This is a genomic window from Parageobacillus sp. G301 (genome assembly GCF_030268025.1).
GTDB classification, from domain to species: Bacteria; Bacillota; Bacilli; order Bacillales; family Anoxybacillaceae; genus Parageobacillus_B; species Parageobacillus_B toebii.
Genome location: NZ_BSDB01000001.1, coordinates 663962 through 683036, shown reverse-complemented (window position 1 = coordinate 683036; position 19075 = coordinate 663962). Strand labels below are relative to the sequence as shown.

The window sequence follows — 19075 nt, the reverse complement described above, 5'->3', positions numbered from 1 at the left end:
CGTTTCATGTAAAGGAAAAGAAGGGGGACTAGGAGCGGCTTTAATTACCGTGTTAGTTTAAGGAGAAAATTCCCTATCGTAAAGGAGAACCAAAAGTTACAGAACTAAATTCTACAAATATATATAACTCTTTTTCCCTTCCAGTTAGAGATTTTAATAATAGTTGTTTTATTCTAGGATTTTGCTATACAATAGTTTAATAGAATGAATATTCTGTATTTTGTTGTTTTAAGGAATGAAGGGGAAGAGGAGGAATTAATTTTGCATACTCCAATATTGAGTACAAGACAAGAAGAATTATTACGTACGCTTTTATTTTCCCCCAAACCAATTTCCTATAAGCAACTTTCTGATTTATTTAAATTAAGTACAAGAACAATCCGACGTGAAATAACCTCTTTAAAATCTATTTTAAAAAATTATAATTTGAAAATTACAAAAAAAATCGGTTCAGGGATTTTTATTGATGGGACAGTGGAGGAAAAAAGGAAACTTGAGAGAGACCTGAAGAGTTCTAAGGCGTTTGTAATTTTTTCTCAAGAAGAAAGACGGGATGGTATACTTTATGATTTATTAATGGCGAGTGAACCAATTAAGTATTTTTTTCTTAGTAATAAATACGGCGTAACAGAGGCAACAATCAGTAACGACTTGGAAAAACTGGAGCCATGGTGCAAAAACTTAGGATTAACTATTGTCAGAAAACCGGGAATGGGAATTTTTATTGAAGGACCTGAGCATAAGAAAAGAATGGCAATATCGAGACTTCTTCACAAAGATATAACGTTTGAAGAATGGTTCGAACTATTTCAGCTCTCAAAGCAGGAGGAATATACAATTGATACATGGAAATTAGGAAATATTATTCATAAGCGGTTGCGCAAATTTATCCATACTCCCAATATTTTAATAGTGGAACAAACCATTAAAGAAGTACTAGAGTCTCAAACAACAATAAATTTATCTGATCGAAACTATGTCAATTTGGTTATCCATCTTTTATTAGCGATAGAAAGAATTAAATTTAAGAAATCAGATAGGTTGGAAGAACACAATATTATTCCAAATATCGAAAACATTGAAGAATATGCCATTGCCAAAAAGATTGTACACAAGTTAGAAGAAAAACTGCAAATCTCGATTCCAAAAGTAGAAATTAGTTATATTACTTTGCATCTTTTAGGTTCTCGTTTTAATCGCCATTCTTTACTGAATGGTATAAACCAGACAGATATAGAATGGTTTGATCTAACAAAAAGTTTTATTCGAACAGTAGAACGTTATCTTTCTATTTCAATCAGAGAGGATTCGATATTGTTTGACGGTTTATTATCCCATCTTGTTCCCGCTATAAGTCGTTTAATGTTGGGATTGCAAATTCATAATCCAATGTTGGAAGAAATTAAAAAACACTATTCTCAGGTTTTTTTGGCTTGTCAAAAGGCAGCACAGGTTTTGTCTAATAAAATAGGAAGGGACATTCCTGAAGATGAAATAGGTTACCTAGCAATCCATGTAGGCGCTTCTATCATCCGCGTGAATGAAAATTCAAATAAAATTTATAAAGCAATAATCGTATGTGCCAGTGGAATGGGGACGTCGACTTTTTTATCATCTAAAATTAGTAAGGAAATTCCAAATTTAAAAATCGAAAAAGTTTTATCTGTAATAGAGTTAAAAAAATGGATAGAACGGAATAGAGAAAATAAATCAGTCGATATTGTTATTTCGACAGTCTCTTTGCCATTCATGGACCCTGATCAATATGTAGTTGTCAGTCCGTTTTTGCATGAGGATGAATTAAGATTCATTCAGAAAAAATTGAGTCAGTCGTACGAACTAAGAAAAGAAAATGTTGAAGAAAAGGATAACAATTTAAGTTCTATATCTACAATCGTATCTGCAATGCATGGTGAGGCAATGGTTCAGATTCTGCGTAACCTAGTTGTATTAAATCATGTCGAATTAGATCGTATCGAAGTTTCTTATTCAATCTTACAAACTTTAGTAGACCACATTAAGCATTTAGCAATTATAAATAACGAGAAACAGTTTCTCAATGATTTAGAAAAGCGGGAAAGGCAAGGACATTTTATTTACAATGGATTAGCAATGGTCCATGCAAAATCATCAGGAGTAGAGGAATTGTTGGTCTCTTTGTTTCGTTTAAACCATCCAATTGAATGGGGAGGACAACAAGTTTGCGCATTTTTACTATTGGCAGCCCCTATGGATGCACCGAAAGAACATATTGAAATGATTAGTGAAATAAGTTCCAATTTAATTGAAGAATCATTTCTTAATGTTTTGATAAATGGCACAGAACGAGAAGTAAAAAAACAACTCGAAAACCTTCTATCCGAAGCATATTTGTCAAAGGTGAGGGCGCTTTTAAAGGAGCCTGACATTTAATGAGGAAATTCGGACAACTATTAAGTGCAATGATTTACCAAAACATTGCAGTTATCATTGTAGTTGGGATTATACGTGGAATATTTGGTATATACGGTTATTTTTATAATGATCGAATCTTGCTTCTTGTTAATCCCATCTATCACACCCTTCTTCCGATTTTATTAGCTTATACAGGGGGGAGATTGCTAGGAGGACAACGCGGTGCTGTCATCTCAGCAGTTGTGACATATGGGTTTACGTTAGCAAGTTCTGTCCCAATCATCATTGGTGCAATGATGATTGGGCCGTTTGTAGGCTGGATGATTGACTATATAGAGAGGAAAATTAAGGACAAAATTCCGGTAGGATATGAGTTGTTGATTTTAAATATCTTAACTGCAATTGTAGGAGTAGTTTTAACAATTGTTTGCTTTTTATATGTTGGTCAGATACTATCATTTGCGATCAAATCAATAAACAATTTCATACAAACAATTATTAACTCTTGGTGGCTTCCTTTCTCAGCCTTTTTAATAGAACCAGGCAAGGTGTTGTTTTTTAACAATATAATAAACTATGGAATACTAAGCCCGTTAGGTATCCAACAAGCAAAAGAGATTGGAAAATCTATCTTTTTCCTGCTTGAATCAAATCCTGGTCCAGGGCTTGGAGTTTTGCTAGCGTATTGGTTAAAAACAAGGAATGAAAAGAGAAAAATAGTAGGACTTTCCATGTTCATTCATTTTATAGGCGGAATACATGAAATTTATTTTCCATTTGTATTACGAAATTGGAAGTTAATGCTTGCAGTAATAGGCGGGGGGATAACTGGAAACATAATATTCCAGTCGTTTGATGTTGGATTGGTTTCGCTGCCATCGCCAGGCAGTATTGTAACTATTATTGGAATGAGTCCTCAAGGAGATGTGCTATTTGTTCTTCTTGGAATCTTTGGCTCAGTGTTGGCTTCTTTTTTTCTCTCTTACTTTTTATTGGGAAGAGCGCCAATTGATGCGACAGAAAAAGAATATAAAAAACAGTTGGAGGTAATTAAGGAATTACAAAATATAGAAAAATTCCAATGGCTAAAGAAGCCTATACCCCAAGATCTCTCGCTGCAGGATAACATTAACAAAACAAAAGCAGAAGGATTCAATAGACCAGTCCGAAGCATTGTATTTGTCTGTGAAGCTGGTATGGGTTCTAGTGCTGTAGGGGCAGCGATGCTTAGAAAAAAATTAAAAGAGTTAAAATTAAATATTAAAGTAAGCAATTCCTCTTTACAGGAAATTCCTAAAGATGCTGATTTAATCATTTGCCATAAAACGTTTTTAAAAAGTGTGCAAGAAGCAGCTCCTAATAAGGTCTACTATCCTCTGCAGTCTTTTACAAACTTTCATGAATATGATGAGTTAGTTAATAAAATAAAAATATCTAAAGAGTTTACACAGTAATAAAATATGGTCGGTTTCCATATAAGCCACAAAAAGAATGAAAGCAAATAAAATTTGTCTCAAATTAACAGCACATGCTTTGCAACTAGGAGAAATCCAAAATCAATCTGATAGACAAGAGCGGCTAAAAACATTACTGAACCAATACTTGCTTGAAGTTTGCGCAACCCGTTAATGAAAAGAGGGATGGTCTTGGATCACGTCATTGGTGTGGATTTAGGGACAAGTGCGGTAAAGGTGCTGCTTGTGGATCGGAATGGGAATGTAAAGGGAGAGTGGGCAGAAACTTATCCCTTATATCAGCCCCATTCCGGATATAGTGAACAAAATCCCGAGGATTGGGTGAAAAAAACGATTGTTGCTTTAAGAAAGTTATTAGAGGTTTCCAATATTTCTCCTGACTCTGTTTGTGGATTGAGTTTTTCGGGCCAGATGCATGGGCTTGTGCTTTTAGATAAGGAACGGAACGTACTACGAAATGCCATTCTGTGGAATGATACGAGAACAACGGAAGAATGTCGGGAAATCGAGGAGAAAGTGGGAAAAGAAACGTTATTATCGATTACGAAAAACCGCGCGCTAGAAGGATTTACGCTACCAAAATTATTATGGGTGAAAAAGCATGAGCCACATCTTTACCAACAAGCATACACGTTTTTGTTGCCGAAAGATTATGTCCGGTTCCGTCTTACTGGACAAATTGCAATGGAGTATTCTGATGCGGCAGGGACGCTGTTGTTGGATATAGAAAAAAAGACGTGGAGCCAGCATATTTGTGATGTTCTCGGAATTGATATGCGCTTGTGCCCTCCTTTAGTCGAATCAACGGCATATGTCGGAACATTGCTTCCGGAAATCGCCGCAGAAACTGGATTATCTACAAATGTAAAAGTTTTTGCCGGCGGTGCCGACAATGCTTGCGGTGCAGTTGGCGCAGGAATTTTATCGGAAGGGCATATGATGTGCAGCATCGGTACATCCGGCGTCGTTTTGGCGTACGAGCAAACAGGAAATAAAGATTTTGCCGGGAAAGTCCACTATTTTAACCACGCCAAGCCGAACGCGTATTATATTATGGGTGTGACATTAGCCGCTGGATACAGCTTTGATTGGTGGAAACGTACGTTTATGACAGATGTATCGTTTGCCGATATTGTCAAACGGGCATATGAGTCGCCGATTGGCGCCAATGGATTGTTGTTTACTCCATATTTGGTAGGGGAACGAACTCCTTATGCCGATGCGGATATCCGTGCATCGTTTATCGGCATTGACTCGTCGCAAACGAAATGGGATTTTGCACGCGCGGTGATGGAAGGAATTACTTTTTCGTTAAATGAGTCTGTCGAGATTATTAAAGCAAGCGGGAAGTCAGTAAAGTCGGTCGTATCGATTGGCGGAGGAGCGAAAAGCATCGAATGGTTGCAATTGCAAGCGGATATATTCGCTACTCCGGTAGAAAAGTTAAAAAATGAGCAAGGTCCGGGAATGGGAGCGGCAATGATTGCCGCATATGGCTGCGGCTGGTTCAACTCGTTAGAGCAATGTTCGGACGTGTTTAAACAAGTAGAATTGGTTGTTGAACCAAGAAAAGAAGTCGTCGAACGTTATCAGGAGTTGTTTGCCATCTATCGAGAAATTTATCCGCAAACGAAAGAGATTACGAAAAAGTTAAAAGCATTTCGGAACTAATTTTTCTGTGCGCGCCGGTGCACTTCGTGCCGGCGCATTTGCTTTGAACGAAAACTCTCAGCGCATTCTTTTTTTATCATGCGAAGCATTTAGGCGGGGAATAAAACCCAATAGCCTTTGATGAAAAGCAAACCTCACTGTTCTATTTTTAGCAGGAATTTTACTGATATATTGTGAAATTTTTTATTAGGAAGCAAAAAATATACAAGGAAAGAGGAAAAGCGATGTTACACACCCTTTCTGTTCCTATTATTCAAGCGCCAATGGCCGGCGGGGTTTCGACGCCAGCATTAGCTGCGGCGGTATCTGAAGCAGGAGGACTTGGCTTTTTGGCCGGCGGTTATAAAACGGCGGAAGAAATGCGTCGGGAAATTGCCGCGTTTCGGGCGCTGACCGATCGGCAGTTTGGCGTAAATGTATTTGTACCGGGCGAGAATGATGTAGACGAGAAAGCGGTGCGCCGCTACAAAGAGGTGCTGGAAGAAGAGGCTAAGCGATTAGGAGTATCCCTTGGAGAGCCTAAATGGGACGATGATGACTGGAAAGCAAAACTTACGGTTTTATATGAAGAAAAAATTCCTGTCGTTAGTTTCACATTTGGCTGCCCTTCGTCTGATATCATCGCAAAACTGAAAGACAATGGTTCGTTTGTTATTGTGACTGTTACATCAACGGAAGAAGCATTGATAGCGGCACAGCAAGGAGCGGACGCGTTATGTGTGCAAGGACCGGAGGCGGGAGGACACCGCGCGACGTTTCGCAATGATGAAACGGCAGATGAGAATGTAAGTTTGCTTGTGTTGCTGCAGAAAATTCGCGAGGCAGTAGACCTCCCGCTCATTGCCGCTGGCGGCATCATGCATGGACGCGATATTGCCGCGGTGCTTGCGGCCGGAGCGAGCGCTGCCCAATTGGGCACAGCATTTTTACGCTGCCCGGAAAGTGGGGCGAATCCGTTGCATAAGAACGCGCTCATTGACCCGCAATTTCAAGCAACTGCCGTCACCCGTGCGTTTACAGGACGTCCTGCGCGCGGATTAGTAAATCGTTTTCTGATCGAATATGATAAACTGGCCCCTGCGGCGTATCCGCACATTCATCATATGACAAAGCATCTTCGCAAAGCAGCCGCCCAAGCAAGCGATCCGCAAATGATGTCCTTATGGGCGGGACAAGGATATCGTTTGGCGAAAGATATGCCAGCTGGGGAGCTTGTGAGGTTGTTGATGAAAGAGGTTAAGGAAGTGGTAGAGGGGATGAATAGATTGTTATGATGATTTATATGGATACAATTTAACATTTTTCCCGAGAAGCGGCAACGCGCCGGTGCATTAGCACCGGCGCAACGTTTTTTCATCTTTCTTCCACTTTTTAAGTTTTTTCACGAGTGTGGAATGATCGATTCCTAATTGTTTCGCTGCTTTACGCAGCGATGTATGTTTTCCAATTGCTTCTTGGATGAGGCGTCTTTCAAACTGTTCGACGCGTTCTTTGAGCGTGAGAGGGGGCGTATCTGTCGTTTGGTCATAAATGTGCAATGGAAGGTCGTGAGGTTCGATGAGTTGGGATGGGATGGAAACGACCATATTTTCCATAAGGTTTTTCAGCTCTCTTACATTTCCAGGCCAGTGATAACGTTGCAAAATCTCTTTTGTTTTAGGAGATAAATGTTTATTGATGCGATATAGTTTGCAATAAAATGAAAAGTAATGGTCAAGCAACGGCTCGATATCTTCAGGTCGTTCAGCCAATGGAGGAATATACATTTCGATGACCTGTAGCCGATAATATAAATCTTCACGAAATTTTCCTTGTGAAATAAGCTCTTTCAAATTTTGGTTTGTTGCGGCGATAATACGCACATCTAGTTTTTTTGTTTTATGGCTTCCGATTCGTTGAACTTGTTTTTCTTGCAATACTCTCAGCAGCTTTACTTGCAAGGATAATGGCATTTCCCCGATTTCATCAAGCATAATGGTTCCTTTGTCTGCTAGTTCCAGTAGGCCGATTTTTCCGTCTTGTCGCGCTCCTGTAAATGCTCCCTTTTCATAACCGAATAATTCGGATTCAAGTAATGGTTCTGGTATAGCCCCACAGTTTACTTTAATAAACGGTTTATTTTTTCGCGGACTTAGATGATGAATCAAGTTGGCAATGACTTCTTTCCCTACGCCAGATGGACCGGTTAGTAAAACAGTAGTAGGGTAAGGAGCAACTTGTTCGACTTTGTCAAAAAGCTGTTTCATAGACGGGCTGCGAAAGACGATTTGTTCCTTTGAGCCATCGACGGAAAAAGTATAGCGGTGTTGGCTCATTTCCGAGAAACTTTTTGCTTTTTCTAATTCTGCTTTCATTTGGATGAGATGAGAGATGTCCCGAACGCTTGTCACGACCATTTCAATATCTCCCTGCTCGTTGAAAACAGGGTTTCCAGTGACAATGACATCTTTTTTTCCACCTATTTTTTGCAAAATGGAAATTCGTTTTTTTTGTTGTAAAACGAGAAGAGAAACGGATTGATCAAAATATCCCTTTTTCACTAGATCATACATATGCTTCCCGACAAGCTCTTCTCGACGGAAACCTGTAATGGCTTCATAAGCAGAGTTTACCATTGTCGTTATACCGTTTTGGTCGACAACATAAATGCCATCTGTAGAAAATTCAATAATTGTTTCCATTTGCTTAAAAAGAGTATGGTAGTGTTCCATTTGCGATATATCTTCGAGGACACCGATCGCTCCAATTAGTTCGCCATTTCGGTACAACGGAGTTCGATTGACGAGACATTGGCGTCCCGCGATGTTCATCTTTACTCCAATCGAACTTGTTCCGTTCTCTAACACATGAGGAAGCTGAGTAGTTGGAATAAGATCTCGAATATCTTTTCCTTCCCAATTTTCGTTTTCTATCTGGAGAAGTTTTTTGGCAGAAGCGTTGATTAATAAAATTTTCCCGTTTCGATCTACAACAATGACCCCGTTATGGATAGAGAAAAAAATGCTCTCCCATATATGCGGATCGATGATTGTTTGTTTCATACAGAGGACCTCCTTATTTTTTGTTAATGGTGAAAAAATTCAACATGTGGTGAAAAAAATCACTACTAATCCTATTCGATGTTTTTTCAAGCTTTTCCTTTTTTACGGTGATTTTTTTCACCATATTTATTGTTTATATGTTAAAAAATTATTTATTTTATGGATATATTAAGTCTTGGCACGGTATTTGCATTATTATTGAATGAACAAAAACAAAGGAGGGGAAGCGAATGCTCGAAGAAACAAAAGGATTATTTATCGATGGAAAATGGGTAAAAAAGCAAAGAACGTATGAATTATGCGCTCCTTATGATGGACAATTATTAGCGCGCATCAGTATGGCAGATGCGGGCGATGTGGAAAAAGCGATTTCAGGGGCGTATCGAGCTTTTCAAACGATGAAGAATCTACCTGCCTATCAACGTTCGGAAATTTTATTCCGGGTTGCGCAGTTATTGAAAGAACGCAAGGAAGAGTTGGCGCGGATTGTTGCTAAGGAAGCAGGAAAGCCGATTCGTACTGCCCGAGGGGAACTGGAGAGAACGATTGTTACATACCAATTTGCGGCGGAAGAGGCAAAACGGATTTATGGGGAAACGATTCCAATGGATGCCGCTCCCGGTGGAGAAGGCAGGATAGGAATGACATGGCGTGAACCATTAGGGGTTGTCGTGGCCATTACTCCTTTCAACTTTCCTTTTAATCTAGTTGCTCATAAACTTGGTCCGGCGTTTGCCGCGGGGAATACGGTAGTATTAAAGCCGGCGGAACAAACCCCTTTAAGCGCGCTGGCGATCGCTGAAATTTTTCAAGAAGCAGGTCTCCCAGATGGGGCATTGCAGGTCATAACAGGCAGCGGTAGTGAACTTAGTGATGCCTTGTTAATGGATGAAAGAGTGAAAAAAATTACGTTTACCGGCAGTGCGTCAGTCGGAAAACTCATTAAACAAAAGGCAGGATTAAGAAAAGTGACGCTAGAGCTTGGCTCAAACGCGGCATTAATCGTGGAACCGGACGTTGCGTTAGACAAAATCATTCCGCGATGTGTAGAAGGGGCGTTTTCTTACGCCGGTCAAGTGTGTATTTCGCTCCAACGTATTTATGTACATGAAACAATTTATGTGGAATTTTGCAAACGTTTTATTGAACGTGCAAAGCAGCTAAAAGTCGGCGATCCTTTAGATGAAAATACGGACGTGAGCACAATGATTCATCGAAGGGAGGCGGAGCGAATTGAATCATGGGTAACAGAAGCGATTCAGTCCGGAGCGAAAATTGGATTAGGCGGCATACGAAATGGTTCAATCTATTCACCGACGGTGTTGCTTGACGTAAAAAAGGATATGGCAGTCTCGTGCCAGGAAGTTTTTGCGCCGGTTGTTTCGATCGTTCCGTATCGAGAATTGCAAGAGGCTATTGAAATGGTCAATGATTCTGTATACGGACTGAATATCGGGATTTACACAACCAATATTCATCGCGCTTTATATGCAGCGCGGAAGATTGAATCTGGTGCCGTGATTATCAATGACATCCCTACGTTCCGCGTCGACCATATGCCGTATGGAGGGGTAAAAGAGAGCAGTTACGGACGTGAGGGAGTTAAATATGCTGTACAAGAAATGACGGAATTAAAGTTTGTTTCAATAAAAACAGATTTTTAAATTAAAAAAAGAAAGGAGAGTTCCTATGTCCAACATGATAAAATCGCGCCCAAAGCTTTATGTAATGGATAACGGGAGAATGAGAATGGATAAAAACTGGATGATCGCTATGCATAATCCAGCGACGGTTCATAACCCGAATGCGCAAACGGAGTTTGTGGAGTTTCCGATTTATACAGTTTTAATTGATCATCCAGAAGGAAAAATCTTGTTTGATACAGCTTGTAATCCAAATTCGATGGGGCCTCAAGGGAGATGGGCGGAAGCGACTCAACAAATGTTTCCGTGGACGGCAAGCGAAGAATGCTATCTTCACAATCGGCTAGAGCAGTTAAAAGTAAGACCGGAAGATATTAAATATGTCGTTGCTTCGCATTTACATTTGGATCATGCAGGATGCCTAGAAATGTTTACAAACGCGACGATCATTGTACATGAAGACGAATTCAATGGCGCTCTTCAATGTTATGCTCGTAACCAAAAGGAAGGTGCATATATTTGGGCCGACATTGATGCATGGATTAAAAATAACCTCCAATGGCGCACAGTGAAACGTCATGAAGATAATATTATTCTCGCTGAGGGGGTCAAAATTTTAAACTTTGGAAGCGGCCATGCGTGGGGAATGCTTGGATTGCATGTGGAGCTTCCAGAGACGGGCGGGATCATTCTCGCTTCGGATGCGATTTATACGGCAGAAAGCTACGGGCCGCCAATTAAGCCGCCAGGCATTATTTATGACTCTCTTGGTTATATGAATACGGTTGAACGAATCCGGCGAATTGCACGGGAAACGAACTCGCAAGTATGGTTCGGTCATGATTCTGAGCAATTCAAAAAGTTCCGCAAATCTACGGAAGGCTATTACGAGTAAGAAAGGAGAGAAGTGAAATGAGTGTTTCGCGAATTGTATTTACATCGCTGAACTATGTCGGCTGGGGGGCATTGGATAACTTGCTTCCGGAAGTGGAGAGATTTTCTCCGAAGAAAATATTAGTCGTAACAGATCCAGCGTTAGAGAAAATCGGCCTTGTTCAACGTGTGACAGATCCGCTTGCACAACGTGGGTATGACGTTCAGCTTTATACAGATGTAGTGCCGGAACCTCCGCTGGAGACGGGAGAGAAATTAGTTTCCTTTACGAGGGAAGGAAAGTTTGACCTCATTATCGGCGTCGGCGGCGGAAGTGCGATGGATTTGGCGAAACTGGCGGCGGTTTTGGCTGCACATGAAGGGAAAGTAGCCGATTACCTTAATTTAACGGGAACGAAAAAAGTTGAGAAAAAAGGCCTGCCGAAAATATTAATTCCGACTACATCAGGGACCGGGTCAGAAGTGACAAATATTTCTGTGCTCTCTTTGGATACGACAAAAGATGTGGTGACACATGATTATTTATTAGCGGACGTAGCGATTGTCGACCCACAACTAACCATTTCTGTTCCACCGCGCGTCACAGCCGCGACAGGCATTGACGCACTGACTCATGCAGTAGAAGCATATGTGTCTGTCAACGCAAGCCCGACGTCAGACGGTTTAGCGCTACAGGCAATTCGTTTGATTGCGCGATCGCTGCGGAAAGCAGTGGAAAATGGCGCGGATAAACAAGCGCGGATCGACATGAGCAACGGCAGCTATTTGGCTGGATTGGCGTTTTTCAACGCGGGCGTCGCAGGAGTTCACGCGCTTGCCTATCCACTCGGTGGACAGTTTCATATCGCCCACGGCGAATCGAATGCGGTATTGCTTCCGTATGTGATGGGATATATCCGCAAAAGCTGCACGAAACGGATGGCTGATATTTTAAATGCGCTAGGGGGAAACTCAAGTTTTCTTTCCGAAGAAGAAGCTTCCTACCGGTGTGTCGAAGAGCTGGAGCGAATCGTCCGTGATGTCGGCATCCCGAGAACGCTTGGCGGATTTAACATTCCAGAGAGCGCATTGGAAAGCTTAACGAAAGATGCCGCTCAGCAGAAACGACTGCTTGCACGTAGTCCGCTTCCATTGCTTGAGGACGATATACGGACGATTTACCAATCCGCTTTTCAGGGTGTGGTAACAGAACCGAAATAATAGGGTGCGTTTGGATTTGCGTAAATACATGAGTATTCCACGCTTGTGAGCAGGTAAAGAAATTTTCTGCTCTATTTGGCGATTCGAGTTGAGAAAAAATAACTTGCTTGATATCGTTAAGCGGCGAAGGGAAGCAGACAGCTTCCCTTCGCTCTTATTTGAGCGTCATATGCGGTTTTGTATGAAACGCAGCACTTCATAAGCGCGCTCACCGATTAATTGAATCAGCTGCTCAAACATCGCGTCGCGCTGCAAATCAAGTTCTACGATCCGTCTGGCCAGTTCAAGAGCTTTTGGGTCCATGTTCATTCCCCCCGTTTCTTCATTCGTATTCCGTACTGTTCATATTCGCGCCGCAATTCACTCACCGTCCATTGTTTTAGTGCAGCAGAGTCGTGAAACAAGCCAGTTTGCAGCAGCTTATCAATATAAAATCGCTTTTGTTTCGTAATTGCTGCGTGCATCAGTTTTCCCATCTTTTTCCCTCCGCGTATTTATTTCTTTTAATATTACGATGTTTTTCTTCATACTACATTAATTTTGTTAAACCACTTTACAATAAAATTAAAAAATATGTTAATTTTCTTTACAAAAATAATTATGAATGGCGAAAAATCAGTATAATTATGTTAGAAGATATAACATAGCGGGGTGGAGAGGGTGACGAATAAAGATGATTCCTATAAATTTAAAAAAGTGATCTCTATCGGCATCGTTAGTGAATTAACCGGGTTATCGCAGCGGCAAATCCGCTATTATGAAGAGCGGAAGTTGATTTTTCCTGATCGTTCGAAAGGAATTCGCAAATATTCGTTCGCCGATGTCGAACAGTTAATGCAGATTGCCAATAAGCGGGAAGAAGGGGTTTCGACATGGGAAATCCGCCAAGAAATGACAAAAGAACTGCGGGAAAAAATGTTAAAAGGACAGATGAACGCCCATTTCCGTTTTCGTCCGTAAAACCATCCCCCTCTTTTTGTAAAGGAGAGGGATTTTTTAAACAATGATTAAAAAACTAACAAAATATCCTTGTAATATTCGGCGATAAAAAAGCTTGTCATATCGAGGTGTCCCCTTGAATCATTCTTTGTTGTCGAAAGAAGCCAGCTTCGAGTAAAGCAATGTTGCCGGACGATCCGGAGAGAGCTGGCGGTGGTATTCCTCCACTTGGTTGAAATAATGTTCGATCTGCGGAGAGTGAAGAATATGAAGGAGCTTATAAGAAATATTAGAGAAGGCTTTCCAATTTAAAAAATTGAAAATGAGATCGTATTGTTTCAATATACGAAAATTCATTTCCTCTTGTCCAGGAAGAGTATCATAGATAAAAATAGGCAATCTTTTGTATAAACATTCGCTAATGGTAACACCGCCTGGCTTTGTTAAAATAAAATCTACTTGATCATAAAGATCGTTCATCTCCTGACGCGACGAAATATAAGGAAGAGGGATGAAGCGCGGGTGGTTTTCGTTTTGCAGTTGTTTGTATATTTGCTCATTTTTCCCGCAAAGAACGTAATAATCAATCGGATCGTTAGGAGAAATTTTTTTTAACAATTCGGTAAAAGCGCCAATTCCTAAACTGCCGCCGGATATAAGGCCGGAGTAGCGAAGACGCTCCGTCTGCCCTTTCCGTTTACTTATCGTTATGTATGGATGAATCGGAATTCCGGTCACAAAAATGCGGCTTTCCGGAACTCCTTTTTCCATTAGCTTCGTTTTCATATACGGATGGCCGACGAAATGGTAATCGATCGCTTCGATTCCCCATAAATGATGAATGAAATAATCGGTATATACGTTGACGACTGGATTGGCGATTTCTTTGTTTAATTTGAGCTTGTTTAATAAATAGGAAGGAAGGGCGTGGGTGCAAACAATGAGATCGGGCTGTATGCGTTGGACGACATTTTTTATGTGACGGCGAAAAAGAATTTCGTAATACCGGAATGATAGATGCGCCTTTTTTTGACGGATTACCGCTTGATCATACAATATGCTGTATGTCTTAGGAAAATGGCGAATCCATTGTAAGTAAACAGAAGAGATAAGTTTTTCCGCTTGTCCTAACCGCGATGATAGCAGCTCAACTTTATGGCATTGCCATTGCGGGGCCATCGCTAATAAATCTTCTTTCAATGCGTCTGCCGCTTGATGATGCCCCGATGGAATTTGTAACAAAGGAAGAAACAACACCGTTTTCACGTCGATCACCTAATGGATAAAGTTATTACCGAGTATATGTAAAGGATGAATTTTTATACGCTTTTGCTGATCTCCTTTTTTATCCATTTATAAACAACGGGCAAATGTCTCACAATGTAAATGTAAATGTAAATCAACAATAACCGGAAGAGGGGAGCATATGAAAGCGAAAGCGAGGCAGTATGCTTTGGCGGTTTGGGGCGCATTTGACCCGATTTATTATGCATGTTCAAGGCTTGAGTACGTTGAAGATACATGGAACGGCTTTCGGTCTATTTTTCGTGTTCGTGTAACGAAGTATAAAGGAAGAGAAGTTGTGCTATCAGATGGCACGAAAATTCAAAAAAACGACCTGCTACTAAAAATTCATTTGCATAATATTCGTTTAACTCGTGAACTTCTTCATTTAAACAGCGAAATTAAAAAAGGTCGTTACATTTATGAACAAGTGAAAGAAGGGCTTCCTTATATTGCAAATTACTTGCGCAATCATGAACAGTTTTCTGAAATTAAAGGAATTATTGGGATTACAATGTTAAACAAAGGGTGTGAGCGATTAGGTTTTGAAACATTTTCGATTGTGAATCCGTTTTACAAATGGTTTAAAACAATCGTATTTATTCCTATGATTGTCGTTTCTCAGCTCCGTTTTTCCTCCATCCGGCGGCCGCCTAAATATTTATTTATGTCAAAAGATAAACTGCTGACATTGTACGGTTACCAGCCAATCCATTAACTCCCTCTTTTTTCTCTCTTCCCATTTACTATAATGGTAAAGAGGGAGGAGAGACAGATGGTATTCTTTTTAACAATCATTGCTATAACTTTTGCGCTATTAGTCTATAAAGCGTACCGCAATACGTACAAAGCGGTTTTTCATAGAGTAGAAGTGCGTTGTAGTGGGAACGATCAAGATGTCGTCCGTATTTTGCATTTATCAGACCTTCATTTAGAAAACTTATCGATTTCCCCTGATTATTTATATAAGAATCTAAAAAATGAACAAATTGACTTGATTGCCTTAACCGGAGATTTCCTTGATCGTAAACGAAGTATTCCAAAGTTAGTTCCGTACTTGAAGGTATTTCAAAAGCTAAACCCAGCATATGGCATTTATGCCGTGTTCGGCAATCATGATTATGTGTTAAAAGGGGAACATTTCCAAGCTTTAAAAACAACTTTGGAAAAACATGGGTGCATTGTATTGCAAAACGAAGCAAAAACGATTTCTATTAAAGGAAAAACCGTGAATGTGATTGGCATTGATGATTTTTGCACAGGACGAAGCGACTTAGAAAAAGCATATGCTCATATAAAAGATGGTTTAAATCTGGTGCTGACGCACGACCCGAATATCGTTTTGCATATGCGCCGTTATCATTTTGATTATTTGCTTTCCGGTCATTTTCACGGCGGACAAATTCATTGGCCAAAGCCGTATCATCTGGTGAAAATGGGAAAATTAGTACGAATGAATATCATTAAAGGCTACCACGAACTGGACGGCAAGCCGTTTTACATTAGTGAAGGGTTAGGACAAACGGGAGTAAACATCCGCGTTGGCACCAAACCGGAAATTACGCTTCACACATTGTCATTAACGCCATTACAACGTGAAACGGAGAAGGCTGTCTGAATAGAGACAGACTTTCTTTTTTAGAAGAAGTTATTTATGAAGAGAGTTCATCGTCTTTTATAATCCCTTTGCTCGTTCCAATTAATACTTCTTTACCGTGCTGATTTCGATATACGGTTTTCATCGCTACTCTTTTATATCCGTCCATGGGAGTGACATCGGTAATCGTCAGTTCACATGTAATCGTGTCACCTGTAAACACAGGGCGAATAAATTCAACATTCATTTCTCGAACTAATTTAAATCACCACCGATTTTTGTGCCGATGCTAGCGGTAAATAACCCGTGAACCATAAGTCGCACTTTCTCATCGCGTTCCATATGATGTCTTCCCTTGTCGCCAGATAATTGGGTGAATTGCAATATTTCTTCTTCTGTGAACGTGCGCTGCCAAGTAAATACATTTTCAGGCTTCAAATTTATTTCTTATTCCCCTTTCATTTATTCATTGTTTTGGATTATATTTTGTTTAATTTTCTGAATAATATAAATAATACAGTGGCCTTATGCACGATTTTGGGTTTGCAGGTGATGAAATATGCGCGTACAAAATTAGTCCCTGCGTTTATGCGGCAGGGATGGCTGCTGTTCTTTTTGCGTCATGTTGTTTGTGATGTGCGGTAAGCTTCATTAAAAAAGTTCGCCGAAATAAAAAGGGAGAACTTTATTTTTTGGATAACCAAACGAAAGCGTCCATGGTAAACTGTATACAAAAAGAGAAAAGGAACAGGGAGAGGAAGTAGGGTGGAACGGTGGAAATACGGAAACAGTTGGAAGAACTCCAGCAATGGCAAGGAGATGACCGTAGTGAACAAATAGCGATATTGCAAGAAAACCAGCAATATATCGAAGTTAATGAGAATGTGTATTATGATGAACAAGAAGATCGCCAAGTGATGGAGCGATATTATCGTCGTGTACCTGTAGATGGGGATGGACTAACGTTATTTGTTATGTATCATAGGCTGGTGTCACGGACGCATAAGCGAAGGCTGCCTTACTTTTTCAGCAAAGATGAATATTTGTATACATGGGTTGATTTGCATCCAGATGGGTCAGTAAGAAGCATATATTCGGGGGAGAGAAAAGATCCGAAGATATTAATTATTCAAGATTACGACACGATGAAAAAACGACATGACGAATTTCGGAAATTACTGAAAAAAGCGAGAGAATGGGAACAAATAGAAATTAGGCGAATAAAAAAAATCGAACAGCAATGGAAGTTTAACGCTGAACATGTCGTTCCGCAATCGTGGTTTGGAGCAAGAGAGCCGATGAAAGGGGATTTGCACCATCTCTTTGTCTGCCATCCTAAATGCAATACGTTACGCTCTAACTTTCCATACGCCGATTTTTCGTTTTACAAGCCGGAGTCACCGGAAGAAAAGATTCAAAACCGCTGCGGCGTTGCGGAAAACGGTTATTTCGAACCAGAATACGGAAAAGGAACGGTGGCGCGGGCAATGCTGTATTTTCTGCTTCGCTATCCAAACACAATCGCAAAAGCGTTTCGCCACAAAATTGACGTTCCCCTTCTTGTTCGCTGGCATCAGGAATTTCCCGTTACCATTTATGAGAAGCATCGCAACCGCGCTATTTTTCTCATTCAAGGAAATCGCAATCCGTTCATTGATATCCCATCGCTTGCGGAACGAATTGTGTTTCCGATCAAATTGGTGCCATAAAAAACGGTTCCCCGTGGGGAACCAGTTTTTATGCCGAAAACGTCGATTGTTCCGCTTCTTCCTTCTCGCTTTTTTTACGGAAATAGGTTGCGGCAATCGGACCGGAAATGTTATGCCAGACGCTGAAAATAGCGCTTGGAACAGCAGCAAGCGGTGAAAAATGAGCGGTCGCTAACGCCGCGCCAAGCCCGGAATTTTGCATGCCGACTTCAATGGAAATCGCTTTTTGCTTTGGCGCTGACAAACGAAATAATTTTGCAAACCAATAGCCAAGCAATAATCCAAGCCCGTTATGAATGACGACGATTAAGAAGATGGCAAGCCCGCTTTTTGCAATTGCCTGCTGGTTTTGCCCGACGACAGCCGCGACAATGGCGACAATCGCAATGACAGAAACGAGTGGCAGGACTGGGATGAACGTTTTCACTTGCTTTTGGAAAAGGGTTTGTACAATCAACCCCAAAATAATCGGAATTAGGACAACTTTTACAATTGACCAAAACAATGCCGCGGCAGAAACGGACAGCCATTTTCCGGCAAGTAGCAACATCAGCGACGGCGTCAAAATCGGTGCCAGTATCGTAGAAACGGATGTCACGGCGACCGACAGCGCGGTATCTCCTTTGGCCAAATAGGTCATCACGTTAGATGCTGTTCCACCCGGACAACAGCCGACGAGAAGAATGCCAAGAGCGACTTCCCGCGAAACCGGCAAATAACGAGCAAGCAAAAAAGCGACAAGCGGCATAATGAGAAATTGGGCGGCTACACCGATCAGCACCTCTACCGGGCGTTTGAATACTTCTTTAAAATCATTGGGTGATAAGGTAAGACCCATGCCAAACATGACAACGCCAAGCAGCGGGACTATGTATGGAGCGATCCATGTAAAAGCGTTTGGATCATAAAAAGCAAGAGCAGCAAAAAGAAGCACCCAGACAGCAAAGGTGTTTCCAACAAAATTGCTGAATTTAGCTAATGTTTCCATTGTTTGTCCTCCTTTATGTAGTGAGTATAAAAATATTATATATATTATTCTGAAAAATTCAATTATAAACAATTTTTTGTTTAGTGTAATTAGCCTCCTCCTTCCTCTAGACAGGTACATACATCTCATTGTATTTATGAATTTATTGTGACGAGTGTGAAAAAAATCACTTCTAAAATTTCAAATTGTGATATTATATCAATTGAGAAAAATAATCATTATTGTTCTATACAAAACACC

The 19075-nt window shown here is 40.6% G+C and carries 16 protein-coding genes and 1 pseudogene; 11 read left to right on the top strand and 6 right to left on the bottom strand.

Going from position 1 to position 19075, the window contains the following annotated elements; genetic code table 11:
• Nucleotides 1–261 precede the first annotated feature (261 nt).
• The 4 genes from QSJ37_RS03595 (at nt 262) to QSJ37_RS03580 (ending at nt 6814) form a co-directional block, all read left to right on the top strand.
• Entirely contained in the window at nt 262–2412 is a 2151-nt protein-coding gene (locus QSJ37_RS03595) for a BglG family transcription antiterminator (protein WP_285753776.1), read from the top strand.
• Nucleotides 2412–3848 carry a PTS transporter subunit EIIC gene (locus QSJ37_RS03590; protein ID WP_061579257.1) on the top strand — a complete coding sequence of 479 codons (1437 nt, stop codon included), beginning with the start codon at nt 2412–2414 and terminating at the stop codon, nt 3846–3848. The genes QSJ37_RS03595 and QSJ37_RS03590 overlap by 1 nt, the downstream gene beginning before the upstream one ends.
• 192 nt (nt 3849–4040) lie before the next feature.
• On the top strand, nt 4041–5540 hold the full coding sequence (xylB, locus tag QSJ37_RS03585) for a xylulokinase (protein ID WP_285753771.1): 1500 nt from the start codon (nt 4041–4043) through the stop codon (nt 5538–5540).
• A 224-nt stretch (nt 5541–5764) separates the two neighbouring features.
• Nucleotides 5765–6814, top strand: coding sequence for a nitronate monooxygenase (locus tag QSJ37_RS03580; protein ID WP_285753769.1), 1050 nt, complete (start codon nt 5765–5767; stop codon nt 6812–6814).
• Between the two features lie 57 nt (nt 6815–6871).
• Here the strand turns inward: QSJ37_RS03580 and QSJ37_RS03575 are convergent, their stop codons facing one another.
• Nucleotides 6872–8581 carry a sigma-54 interaction domain-containing protein gene (locus QSJ37_RS03575; RefSeq protein WP_285753767.1) on the bottom strand — a complete coding sequence of 570 codons (1710 nt, stop codon included), beginning with the start codon at nt 8579–8581 and terminating at the stop codon, nt 6872–6874.
• Between the two features lie 230 nt (nt 8582–8811).
• Between QSJ37_RS03575 and QSJ37_RS03570 the strand changes: the two genes are divergently transcribed.
• The 3 genes from QSJ37_RS03570 to QSJ37_RS03560 are packed head-to-tail and all read left to right on the top strand — an operon-like array spanning nt 8812 to nt 12318.
• Nucleotides 8812–10245, top strand: coding sequence for an aldehyde dehydrogenase family protein (locus QSJ37_RS03570; protein WP_285753765.1), 1434 nt, complete (start codon nt 8812–8814; stop codon nt 10243–10245).
• Nucleotides 10246–10270: 25 nt separating this feature from the next.
• Nucleotides 10271–11119 (top strand): AhlS family quorum-quenching N-acyl homoserine lactonase, encoded by an 849-nt coding sequence (gene ahlS, locus QSJ37_RS03565; protein ID WP_081189701.1) that lies wholly within the window; start codon nt 10271–10273, stop codon nt 11117–11119.
• 17 nt (nt 11120–11136) lie between these two features.
• Entirely contained in the window at nt 11137–12318 is a 1182-nt protein-coding gene (locus tag QSJ37_RS03560; protein ID WP_285753762.1) for an iron-containing alcohol dehydrogenase, read from the top strand.
• A 165-nt stretch (nt 12319–12483) separates the two neighbouring features.
• On the opposite strand, the gene QSJ37_RS03555 is transcribed toward QSJ37_RS03560, so the two are convergent.
• Together QSJ37_RS03555 and QSJ37_RS03550 are read right to left on the bottom strand one after the other, a co-directional pair.
• Entirely contained in the window at nt 12484–12621 is a 138-nt protein-coding gene (locus QSJ37_RS03555; RefSeq protein ID WP_162839692.1) for a hypothetical protein, read from the bottom strand.
• A gap of 2 nt (nt 12622–12623) precedes the next feature.
• Complete coding sequence (locus tag QSJ37_RS03550) at nt 12624–12794, bottom strand: Fur-regulated basic protein FbpA (protein WP_285753759.1); 171 nt, start codon at nt 12792–12794, stop codon at nt 12624–12626.
• Nucleotides 12795–12978: 184 nt separating this feature from the next.
• On the opposite strand from QSJ37_RS03550, the gene QSJ37_RS03545 reads away from it, so the two are divergent.
• Nucleotides 12979–13278 (top strand): MerR family transcriptional regulator, encoded by a 300-nt coding sequence (locus QSJ37_RS03545; RefSeq protein ID WP_015863767.1) that lies wholly within the window; start codon nt 12979–12981, stop codon nt 13276–13278.
• A gap of 120 nt (nt 13279–13398) precedes the next feature.
• Here the strand turns inward: QSJ37_RS03545 and QSJ37_RS03540 are convergent, their stop codons facing one another.
• Complete coding sequence (locus QSJ37_RS03540) at nt 13399–14523, bottom strand: MGDG synthase family glycosyltransferase (protein WP_285753753.1); 1125 nt, start codon at nt 14521–14523, stop codon at nt 13399–13401.
• A 160-nt stretch (nt 14524–14683) separates the two neighbouring features.
• Here QSJ37_RS03540 and QSJ37_RS03535 point away from each other — a divergent pair, with 160 nt between their 5' ends.
• On the top strand, nt 14684–15259 hold the full coding sequence (locus QSJ37_RS03535; protein ID WP_285753751.1) for a YkoP family protein: 576 nt from the start codon (nt 14684–14686) through the stop codon (nt 15257–15259).
• Nucleotides 15260–15316: 57 nt separating this feature from the next.
• Nucleotides 15317–16159, top strand: a complete 843-nt coding sequence (locus QSJ37_RS03530; RefSeq protein WP_285753749.1) for a metallophosphoesterase — start codon at nt 15317–15319, stop codon at nt 16157–16159.
• Nucleotides 16160–16193: 34 nt separating this feature from the next.
• Here QSJ37_RS03530 and QSJ37_RS03525 read toward each other — a convergent pair.
• Nucleotides 16194–16582, bottom strand: a pseudogene (locus QSJ37_RS03525) (MaoC/PaaZ C-terminal domain-containing protein).
• A 329-nt stretch (nt 16583–16911) separates the two neighbouring features.
• Here QSJ37_RS03525 and QSJ37_RS03520 point away from each other — a divergent pair.
• Complete coding sequence (locus tag QSJ37_RS03520; protein WP_285753747.1) at nt 16912–17847, top strand: endonuclease I family protein; 936 nt, start codon at nt 16912–16914, stop codon at nt 17845–17847.
• 28 nt (nt 17848–17875) lie between these two features.
• Here QSJ37_RS03520 and QSJ37_RS03515 read toward each other — a convergent pair whose 3' ends face one another.
• Complete coding sequence (locus QSJ37_RS03515; RefSeq protein WP_285753746.1) at nt 17876–18835, bottom strand: bile acid:sodium symporter family protein; 960 nt, start codon at nt 18833–18835, stop codon at nt 17876–17878.
• Between the last annotated feature and the right edge of the window lie 240 nt (nt 18836–19075).

Excerpts from the sequence above, each read along its gene's own strand:
- QSJ37_RS03570 (WP_285753765.1), top strand. The coding sequence starts at position 8,812 with ATGCTCGAAGAAACAAAAGGATTATTTATCGATGGAAAATGGGTAAAA.
- QSJ37_RS03555 (WP_162839692.1), bottom strand. The coding sequence starts at position 12,621 with ATGGACCCAAAAGCTCTTGAACTGGCCAGACGGATCGTAGAACTTGAT.
- QSJ37_RS03515 (WP_285753746.1), bottom strand. The coding sequence starts at position 18,835 with ATGGAAACATTAGCTAAATTCAGCAATTTTGTTGGAAACACCTTTGCT.
- ahlS (WP_081189701.1), top strand. The coding sequence starts at position 10,271 with ATGTCCAACATGATAAAATCGCGCCCAAAGCTTTATGTAATGGATAAC.
- QSJ37_RS03575 (WP_285753767.1), bottom strand. The coding sequence starts at position 8,581 with ATGAAACAAACAATCATCGATCCGCATATATGGGAGAGCATTTTTTTC.
- QSJ37_RS03580 (WP_285753769.1), top strand. The coding sequence starts at position 5,765 with ATGTTACACACCCTTTCTGTTCCTATTATTCAAGCGCCAATGGCCGGC.
- QSJ37_RS03535 (WP_285753751.1), top strand. The coding sequence starts at position 14,684 with ATGAAAGCGAAAGCGAGGCAGTATGCTTTGGCGGTTTGGGGCGCATTT.
- QSJ37_RS03530 (WP_285753749.1), top strand. The coding sequence starts at position 15,317 with ATGGTATTCTTTTTAACAATCATTGCTATAACTTTTGCGCTATTAGTC.
- QSJ37_RS03560 (WP_285753762.1), top strand. The coding sequence starts at position 11,137 with ATGAGTGTTTCGCGAATTGTATTTACATCGCTGAACTATGTCGGCTGG.
- QSJ37_RS03550 (WP_285753759.1), bottom strand. The coding sequence starts at position 12,794 with ATGGGAAAACTGATGCACGCAGCAATTACGAAACAAAAGCGATTTTAT.
- QSJ37_RS03590 (WP_061579257.1), top strand. The coding sequence starts at position 2,412 with ATGAGGAAATTCGGACAACTATTAAGTGCAATGATTTACCAAAACATT.